Genomic DNA, 8935 nt, shown 5'->3' with positions numbered 1-8935 from the left:
TCGGGAATCTCGCCGTCGTGCGGGGCTACGGTGCGAAACGCGTCGTAGAAACCCTGCTCGCGGTCCGGCATCGGCCACTCCGCCCGCCCCTGATCGAGAAACGCCGACAGCCACTTTGTCAAGGCGGCGTCGACACGATCCGTGGGCGTCGTGTCGGCCGTCTCGTCAGCCGCGTCGGCGTGCTCTGTGGCCGCCATGCGCTCAAGCGACGCTTCGGGGTCAGCGTCGTAGTCGTGGTTGCTCAGCTTTGCCCGCAGAATCTCCGGATCGATCCGCCCGGCGTCCCAGGCCCTCCGAAAGACACCGGCACTCGGATACCCGGTGCCGCCGAGTACTTCTTCGGCGTCCGCGACGGCCTCCTGAAACGGCCGGTCCTTGAACCCGGCTAGTGGGTTGGCCGTCACGAACGAGTGCAGCGGCCAGACGGACCCGACCGATTCAGCCGCTGTTGCGATACAGTCCTCGATAGCGGATTCAGTACTCATTGTATTCCTCCGTAGATGTCAGCAGAGTGTCAGAACTGGGCTGGCTCACGTTCAACAGCGCGACGTAGAGCCGACGGCTGCGGCGGTGGACGCCGCGGTCGATGGCGACGTATGCGACGGCGAACGTGGCGGCGATGACCCCGTGAACGACCGTCAGTTCCGCCGGCTGTCCGACCGCAGGGAGTCCGGCTACCAACCCTTCGATCGCTCGGAACACCGCGGCGTAGATGGTGATAGCCGGCAGCGCGACGAGCGGTACGGCTCCGTATCGGAGCGTGGGCGGCAGTGATGTTCGCGTGACGACCCCGCGGGCGGCGTGGAGGACCGTCAGAACGACGATGAGCGTCAGCAGGAGACCGCCGTCAACTTTCGTCCCCTTACCGGTGAGCACGGCAAACAGGGCACCGCCCGCGAGCGCGGTGACGGCGATTACGCCGATCCCTGCGGGGCCGGCGGAGCCGGTGTCCTTCGCGCCGGTCGGGCGCTTCTGTTTGACGCGGCTACCCGAGGCGAGGAACTGATACGCCTTATAAAAACCGTGTAGGATGAGGTGCGTGATCGCGGCCCCAAAAAAGCCGAGTCCGGCCTGCATGATCATGAAGCCCATCTGTCCGACCGTCGAGCAGCCGAGTTTGCTTTTGACATCCGCCCTGACGCTCTTCAGGAGTTTTCCACCCAGCGCGCTCGCCACCCCGACGAGCACGACCGCGAGCATGAACCGGGCGTCGGCGGTGACGACCGGCGCAAAGCGCACGAGCAGGACGCCGCCGGCGTTGACAAACCCGGCGTGCATCAGCGCCGAAGCCGGCGTGGGCGCCGTCATCGAGGAGAGAAGCCAGGCATGAAACGGGACGAGCGCCGACTGGACCATCGCCGCCAACAGGAGTGTCCCCGCGGCGAGCGCTACGACAGCCGGAGGTGCAGTCCCAACGGCCGACGCGACGCCGGACGTCGTCGTTGCTCCGGTGACCCACCAAAGCGCCGCGAGCGCGACGGCCACTAGTGCGCTCCCTGCGAGGAAGTACCGGCGCGCAAGCGAGGCCGCAGTCTGCGCCTGGGACCACTCCTGAACGTGCCCGATCAACGCGGCCATCAAAAGCCCCATAACGAGCCACGCGGCCCCAAACAGCGCGAGGTTGTCGGCCGCGACGAGCACCATCACCACCAGCGTGAACGCGAACACGCGGCCGAAGAACCGATCGATGTTTTGATTCCCGGCCATATAGCGCCGCGAGTAGCTGTGGACGATGCCGCTGAAGAAGGTGACCGTCACCCACATTACGACCGTCAACCCGTCGACGACCGCTACGCCGGCGAGGTCCCACGCGCCGCCCCGGAGGTGTGCGACCAGCGCGATCGAACTCGCAACCCAGAGGAGCCACACGAGCCACGTCAGCGTCGCCGGTACGCGCGAGTCCCCACCAGCCGGGGTCGGAAGCTGTCCCACTGTCGTCGCCTGTCGTCGTTCGCTCATCGTTTGATCCATCCGCAACCGGCCGCTGCACGGGAACCACACCGGTCCCCAGATCACAGCTACCGGTCGTGTACAGTCACATTACGAACAGACTGTGTATTAAATGTGTCTATATTACCAGATCGTTCTAATAAACAACATTATAGAACGTTATGTTTTTCGGGGCGGTGGATGGCATCGCCCGAGTCCCAGATGACCGGTTGTCGGGTGCGCTGGGAATAGTTTTTATTATTGGCCAGTCTCGCTCGAGCGACATCACGATTCGCGGTCGTGTGTAACGAACGTGGCCCCGCGATAGGCGAAACATAAATCCATACCGGTACTCACTACCGGGTATAGCTATGGAACTGTTGGAGGGAACCGTTCTCGCCGGGGAGTCGTTCGAGCCGATCCGTGGCCGCGTCGTCGTCGAGGACGGCCAAATCGAAGCCATCGAGGAGGTGCCGACGGACTCGACGGACATAGTATTGCCCGCCTTCGTCAACGCCCACACGCACCTGGGCGACTCCGTCGCGAAGGACGCCGCCGCCGGCCTCTCACTCGAGAAAGCGGTCGCGCCGCCGAACAGCCTGAAACACCGTCGACTCGCCGCCGCTGATCGACCCGATCTCGTGGCAGCGATGCGCCGGACGCTCCGGTTCATGCGAGAAACCGCAACGGCGTCGTGTCTGGACTTCCGGGAATCCGGGCCCGCCGGGGCGCGCGCGCTCCGGGAGGCCGCTCGGCCGTTAGATATCGATCCGTTCATCTTCGGAAGCGGGGACGCCTCGGTCCTCGACGTCGCCGACGGGTTCGGCGCGAGCGGCGCGAACGATGATGACTTCGCCGAACAACGCGCCGCGAGTCGGGAACGCGGGGCACCCTTCGCTATCCACGCCGGCGAACCGGACCCGACGGACATCGGCCCCGCCCTCGAGTTGGATCCGGATCTACTTGTCCACATGGTCCACGCCGAACCGGACCACCTCGACCGGGTCGCCGAGGCGTCGATCCCGATCGCGGTCTGCCCCCGCGCGAACACCGTTCTCGACGTCGGACGGCCGCCCGTGCGGGCGTTGCTCGATCACACGACCGTCGCGCTCGGGACGGACAACGTCATGTTGAACCCGCCGTCGATGTTCCGGGAGATGGCATACACCGCGAAACAGTTCGACGTGACCGACAGGGAGGTGCTCCGGATGGCGACGACGGCCGGCGCTGAGATCGTCGGCCTCGACGGCGGCGTCATCGCGCCCGGCCGGCGGGCAGCGCTCACCGTTCTCGATGGCGACTCGAACAATCTGACCGGGTCGACCGATCCGGTTCGAGCGGTCGTCCGGCGTGCGACCGCGCTGGACGTCGACCGGGTGCTGTGCTAGGTCCCGTCGCTCGAACAGACGCGTGCCGCGCTACGTCTCGTCCTCGGAGCCGTCTCCGGAATCGAATCCACCGAAGGGCGTCGTTTCGTGGCTCCGGACCAGCACCTCGTCGGCGACCGTAATCCCCATCTCGAGGAGCCGCTGGGCGACCGGCGTGATGTCGCTGTCGGACTCCCCGACGGCCGTCACGAGGAGGTTCTGCTCGCCGGTAACCAATTCCTGGACCGACACGACGCCGTCGATCGATAGGATCTCCGGGACAAGATCGCCCCGCTCGGTGATCGAGGCGGTACAGTACAGCAACATTCGGTGTTGGTACCCCGATTGCTGGTAGTCGACGTCCGCGCTGTACCCTTTTATTACCCCATCCGATTCGAGCCGCTGGATGCGCTTTCGGACGGTGCTGTCGGAGGTGCCGGTCCGTTCGGCGATGTCGCCGGACGACATGCTCCGGGCGTCCTCCTGGAGCGCGTACAGAATGGCGCGGTCCACGTCGTCGATGTCCTGATCACTCATAGCTGTACCTCCACCGCCGGGATACTTTATACTGGACGTCGCATGGCCCTCATCCCTCGCCGTCCGTTCGCTTCTCGTCGGTGCGATCGGCCGCGATGGCCTCGGGGTCGCGTTCCTCGGGGGGGCCGTGCCCGCCGCCGCCGGGCGTCCGGACCGTGACCGTCGCGCCCGCCTCGACATCGACGGTGGTTTTCGCGGGGACGGTCTCGCCGTCGATCAGGTTCTCCCCGAGCGCGCCGGCTTCCCCGCCCGCGATACCGCTCGGGGCGTACCGTCGGCGCTCGGTCAGAAGCGAAACCGCCGCGTCGGTCTCGATGGTGACAGATCGTTCGAGACCCAACCCGCCACGGGCGGTTCCGCGCCCGCCGCTGTCGGGACGGAGCGCGTAGCGTTCGACCCGCAGCGGGTACTCGGTCTCAAGCGACTCGACGGGCGTGTTGAGCGTGTTCGTCATCCCGACTTGGACGCCGTCCATGCCGTCGCGGTCGGCGCGGGCGCCGAAGCCCCCCGCGATGGTCTCATAGTAGGTGAAAGAGCCGTCGCGGGCACCGATTGTCAGGTTATTCATCGTCCCTTGGCCCTGAGCGGGGACGCGGCCAGGGGCGGCCTCAGAAAGCGCCGTGAAGACGACATCCGTGACCCGCTGGCTGGTCTCGACGTTGCCGCCGACGACCGCCGCCGGGGGCTCAGGATTCAAAAGCGACCCAATGGGAGCATCGACGGAGACTGGCCGGTAACAGCCGTGATTCGGCGGAACCTCAGGGTCGGTAACACACCGGACGACAAAGTAGACCGCGCTCTTTGCGACCGAGAGCGGCGCGTTGAGGTTTCCCTCGAGTTGGCCGTCCGTTCCGGAGAAGTCAACGCCGATCGACGCGCCCTCGATGGTCACCGTAACGGCGACCGCGATGTCATTGTCGGTGCGGCCGTCACCCTCGAGGCGGTCGGTAGCCTCATAGACGCCGTCCGGGAGGCTCTCGATCTCGTCTGCGATCCGCTTTCGCGAGTACTCGATGACGGCGTCAAAGCCAGCGAGGACGGTTTCGCGGCCGTGTTCCTCGAACAGCGAGGCGACGCGGGTCTCCGCGCGCTCGTTCGCCGCGAGCTGGGCGCGCAGGTCGGCCTTTCGTTCCCCCGGATTCCGGACGTTCGCGAGGATGAGCGAGCGGATGTCCTCGCGGATCGATCCCCCCTCGACGAGACGGATCGGCGGCAGTCGGAGCCCTTCCTGATAGATCTCGCGGGCGCCGGCCGGCATGCTGCCGGGGGTCATCCCACCGATATCCGCGTGGTGGGCCCGCGAAACTGCATATCCGACGATCCCGTCGTCCGGGGCGATCGGTGAAACCATCGTCACGTCCGGGAGGTGGGTCCCGCCGCGGAATGGATCGTTAAGTACGAAGACGTCGCCCGGCTGTGGATCACACGTGAGGACGGCGTCGACGGCTTCCGGCATCGCCCCCAGGTGGACCGGGATATGTTCGGCCTGGGCGATCATCCGTCCCTCGGCGTCGAACAGCGCCGTCGAGCAATCCCGTCGCTCCTTAATATTGGGCGAGTACGCCCCGCGGATCAGGGTCTGTCCCATCTCGTCGGCGGCGCTCTCGAATTGGTTGCGCAGCACCTCAAGTGTGACCGGGTCGATCCCGCCATCGGATTGGGTCATCGGTCGTCGCCCCCCTCGACCTCCGTCTCAGGTTTGCCGTCGCTCTCGCCCGCCCGCGTCATCACGAGCGTGCCGTCGTCGAGCACGTCCCCCATCCATGTCGGCGGGACGACGGTCGTGCTCTCGGCCTGTTCGAGGACCGCTGGGCCGTGGATCGTCGCCCCGGTCTCGATGCGGTCTCGATCGTAGACGGTCGCCTCGCGGGCACCGGTTTCGGGAAAGTGCGCTGTTCGGCTTCCGAGGAATGCCTCGCCGTCGCCGTCGTGGCGTACGATCGGGTCGGTCCCCTCAACAGTCGAGGTCGCCCGCAGGTTGACGACCTCGATGCCCTCGTCCATCGTGTACCCGTAGGCGCGCTCGTGGGCTGCCCGAAAGCGCCGCCGGATCGCCGCGGCGTCGAACGTTCCGCCGACGGAGACGGTCAACTCGAAGCTCTGGCCGGCGTACCGGCAGTCGGCGGCGCGCTCAACCGTCGCCGCCGTCGAGTCCGAGGTGTCCGCGAGCACGTCCGAAACGAGGTCCTCGTAAACGCTCTCGAGTCGCCCCGGCTTCGCGTCAGCGAGGTCGACGCCGACGGTCCGGACGGCGTCGTGGCTCTCGTCGGCCGCGAGCAGACCGAACGCCGAGAGGACGCCGCCGGGTCGCGGGACGACGACGCGGTCGATCCCGAGCGCCGACGCGAGCGCGGCGGCGTGCATCGGCCCGGCGCCGCCAAAGGCGACGAGGGCGAAGGTACGCGGGTCGTGGCCGCGCTCGACTGTCACCGATCGGATCGTCCGCGTCATGGTCGCGTTCGCCACGCGGTAGACACCCCGTGCGGCCTCAAGAGCATCCTCGAGATCGGCCTCATCGGCCAGATCGGCGAGGGCGTCCTCGGCGGCTTCGACGTCGAGGGTCATCTCACCACCCAGGGCTGTCTCCGGGCCGATGTAGCCCAACACGACGTTGGCGTCCGTCACGGTCGCCTCGACCCCCCCGCGGCCGTAACAGACAGGGCCAGGGTCGGCGCCGGACGATCGGGGGCCGACGCGCAGTGCGCCCCCGGAGTCGACCCAGGCGATCGAGCCCCCGCCCGCGCCGACGGTGTTGACATCGACCATAGGGGTGCGGATCGGAACGCCCGCGATCTCGGCGTCGGTCGTGCGCTCGGCGTCCCCGTCGCGGACGAGGCTGACGTCGCTCGAAGTCCCGCCCATATCGAAGGTGACGAGTCCCTCGACGCCGGTATCGTCGACGGTCGCCGCGGCACCGACGACGCCCGCGGCCGGCCCGGACAGCGTCGTCGTTACGGCGCGTTCACACACAGTATCGGGGTCAGCGATGCCGCCGTTGGCCTGCATAATATGCGGTGCCGGAATCCCCGCCGAGTCGGCCTTTTCGACCACTCGACCGACGTAGCGCTCGATCGTGGGGCGGACGTAGGCGTCGGCGGTCGTCGTTGCGGTGCGTTCGTACTCGCGGAACTCCGCGAGCACCTCGTGGGAGGCCGACACCGGAACGTCGAGTTCCGCCCGGAGCGTCTCCGCGGCCACGCGCTCGTTCTCGGCGTCCGCGTAGGCGTGGAGCAAGCAGACGGCGACGGCGCCGACATCCCGCTCGGAGAGGGTCATAGCGAGGTTTCGGACCGCCTCGGAGTCGACCGGGCGCTCGACGCCGTCGGCGGTCGCACGTTCGTCGAGTTCGAAGCGACGTCGGCGCGGGACGAGCGGTTCGGGTTTCTCTGCTTCTAGATCGTAGAGGTCCGGGCGGTCCTGTCGGCCGATCTCGAGGACGTCCCGAAATCCCTCGGTCGTCACGAGGGCGGTCTTCGCGCCGTCGCGTTCGAGTAAGGCGTTGACCGAGACGGTCATCGCGTGGGCGAACTCGTCGAGGTCGCTCGGGTCGATCCCGGCCCGCCCACAGGCCTTCTCGATCCCCTCGAGAACGCCGACGCTCTGATCGTCGGTCGTCGGGACTTTCGCCGTTACGAGCCGATTTTCGACCGACAGCGCCACGTCGGTAAACGTGCCGCCGACGTCGACGCCGACTCGGGTCGGGGCGGTCGATTCGTCAGTTTCGGTGTTGGTTGCGTCGGTCATGCTGGAATAGGAGGACATCGTGGAGCGTTCGAAGGCCGGTAGTGACCGTGATTGGTGTGACGAGTCAGTCGAGGACGTTCCGTGGCGGGTTGTTGATGTGCACACTCAAAAACGAGTCGCTGTTCGCCGTGTGGGGGACGCGGCGCGGTCGAAACAGGGCGGTCGTCGGTGATCTGCGCGAACACAATCACCTCAAGGCGGCTGTGACTTCTGACGCTGCTCGACGCCCCCGAGAATACCGACTTCCGTCGGGCGGGATAGAATTAGCTAATCCAGACATCTCAGCGCCAAAATTGTGTTTGATCATCCAATAAAAAATCTCTATTTGCCGTTACCTTAATTTACCAAGAGAATAATAAAACGTGTGATGAGTGGAGAAATCGAGATCAAAATGACGAACGTCGTCCACCGGAGCCCGATGTACAGAATCCTTACGCCGAACGTCGCCATCGCGAAGGGGTTCACACCGGACGGACGGGAGATCGAAGGGATCGGGGCGGCCATCCGCTCCGAGGACGCGGCGCTTGACTCGGCGGTGGAGAACCTCAAGGAGAACGCGCGGGAGGTCGACTTCTCGTTCGAGATCAGTGTCATAAAAGGAGGAAACCTGGGCGGGCGAATCGAAATCTACGACGACGGGGTCAGGACACGGCCCGCGTCGTCGTCACTGTCAACGCGGCCAGCCGTCGAAATAAACGCGACGCGGGATGGCAACGGCGTCGACGCGAAAGGGAAGCCTGGATTCTTCGCCAACGCTGGCTTTAGTCCCTCCTTCGATACCGCTGTATCGGCGGCGCTCGACTCCGCGGAGTCGCAGTTCGGCCGGGTGGGACGGACGTCAGTTTGAATCACCGCGCCGCCCGACGGCCGAGAATGAACACAAACACGAGAAAGGCGAGCAACACCGCCCCGAGGCTCGTCTCTATCGCGGTCGACACGCGCCCGAACCCGACCGGCTGGAGGTCGCCGAAGCCGAGTGCGGTGAACGTGAGCGTGGAGTTGTAAATCGAGTCCCCGAACTCGGCAAGCCTCGTGATCTCCCGGTCGGTGATCGGGTCGCCCTCATCGGCAACGATCCACCGCCCACTTGATTACAGCGTTCGACAGTCGGAGGTCGCTCGGCACTCGTTTGCCCCCATCGAAACTGCTCAAATCGGGTCGACCGAACGTTGCACCGAGGAGCTGTTTTGTCCGGTCTCGTTCCGACTCCGGCCCCGTCCAAGACCGCAGCATCAACGTGACACTCTCCGCCGTCGCCCCCCGTTCCACGTTCCGGGATCGTCCGGATCGAGCACGTACCGACATCCCTCTCGACCGCGTGTCATATGTCCACCACACAATCATTTATATTCAAAATT

The 8935-nt window shown here is 65.9% G+C and carries 8 protein-coding genes; 2 read left to right on the top strand and 6 right to left on the bottom strand.

Annotated features, from left to right (window positions below):
* Both ACI944_RS08110 and ACI944_RS08105 read right to left on the bottom strand, forming a co-directional pair.
* Window positions 1–485: putative inorganic carbon transporter subunit DabA (locus ACI944_RS08110; protein WP_411718550.1), on the bottom strand; the 485-nt coding region annotated here is incomplete at its 3' end.
* Complete coding sequence (locus tag ACI944_RS08105; protein WP_411718549.1) at window positions 475–1959, bottom strand: proton-conducting transporter membrane subunit; 1485 nt, start codon at window positions 1957–1959, stop codon at window positions 475–477. The genes ACI944_RS08110 and ACI944_RS08105, both read right to left, overlap by 11 nt.
* Before the next feature lie 341 nt (window positions 1960–2300).
* On the opposite strand from ACI944_RS08105, the gene ACI944_RS08100 reads away from it, so the two are divergent.
* The gene (locus ACI944_RS08100) at window positions 2301–3317 is read left to right on the top strand and encodes an amidohydrolase family protein (RefSeq protein WP_411718548.1); all 1017 of its coding nucleotides are present in this window, start codon (window positions 2301–2303) and stop codon (window positions 3315–3317) included.
* A 30-nt stretch (window positions 3318–3347) separates the two neighbouring features.
* Here ACI944_RS08100 and ACI944_RS08095 read toward each other — a convergent pair whose 3' ends face one another.
* The 3 genes from ACI944_RS08095 to ACI944_RS08085 are packed head-to-tail and all read right to left on the bottom strand — an operon-like array spanning window position 3348 to window position 7577.
* Window positions 3348–3833, bottom strand: coding sequence for an Lrp/AsnC family transcriptional regulator (locus ACI944_RS08095; RefSeq protein WP_411718547.1), 486 nt, complete (start codon window positions 3831–3833; stop codon window positions 3348–3350).
* 49 nt (window positions 3834–3882) lie between these two features.
* Window positions 3883–5499: a hydantoinase B/oxoprolinase family protein gene (locus ACI944_RS08090; protein ID WP_411718546.1), complete on the bottom strand. Its 1617-nt coding sequence runs from the start codon at window positions 5497–5499 to the stop codon at window positions 3883–3885.
* Window positions 5496–7577: a hydantoinase/oxoprolinase family protein gene (locus ACI944_RS08085; RefSeq protein WP_411718545.1), complete on the bottom strand. Its 2082-nt coding sequence runs from the start codon at window positions 7575–7577 to the stop codon at window positions 5496–5498. Before ACI944_RS08085 ends, ACI944_RS08090 begins: the two co-directional genes overlap by 4 nt.
* Before the next feature lie 367 nt (window positions 7578–7944).
* On the opposite strand from ACI944_RS08085, the gene ACI944_RS08080 reads away from it, so the two are divergent.
* Window positions 7945–8424, top strand: coding sequence for a hypothetical protein (locus ACI944_RS08080; protein WP_411718544.1), 480 nt, complete (start codon window positions 7945–7947; stop codon window positions 8422–8424).
* A 1-nt stretch (window position 8425) separates the two neighbouring features.
* On the opposite strand, the gene ACI944_RS08075 is transcribed toward ACI944_RS08080, so the two are convergent.
* A complete protein-coding gene (locus ACI944_RS08075; RefSeq protein ID WP_411718551.1) occupies window positions 8426–8614 on the bottom strand; it encodes an ion channel in 189 nt (62 codons plus the stop codon).
* Window positions 8615–8935: the final 321 nt, after the last annotated feature.

Origin of the sequence: Natronomonas sp. (assembly GCF_046710025.1) — an archaeon.
In the GTDB taxonomy this organism is placed as follows: domain Archaea; phylum Halobacteriota; class Halobacteria; order Halobacteriales; family Haloarculaceae; genus Natronomonas.
This window is presented reverse-complemented; position numbering and strand designations above follow the sequence as displayed.

Coding starts and splice junctions, on each gene's coding strand:
- ACI944_RS08080 (WP_411718544.1), top strand. CDS start 7,945: ATGAGTGGAGAAATCGAGATCAAAATGACGAACGTCGTCCACCGGAGC.
- ACI944_RS08090 (WP_411718546.1), bottom strand. CDS start 5,499: ATGACCCAATCCGATGGCGGGATCGACCCGGTCACACTTGAGGTGCTG.
- ACI944_RS08095 (WP_411718547.1), bottom strand. CDS start 3,833: ATGAGTGATCAGGACATCGACGACGTGGACCGCGCCATTCTGTACGCG.
- ACI944_RS08100 (WP_411718548.1), top strand. CDS start 2,301: ATGGAACTGTTGGAGGGAACCGTTCTCGCCGGGGAGTCGTTCGAGCCG.
- ACI944_RS08085 (WP_411718545.1), bottom strand. CDS start 7,577: ATGACCGACGCAACCAACACCGAAACTGACGAATCGACCGCCCCGACC.
- ACI944_RS08105 (WP_411718549.1), bottom strand. CDS start 1,959: ATGAGCGAACGACGACAGGCGACGACAGTGGGACAGCTTCCGACCCCG.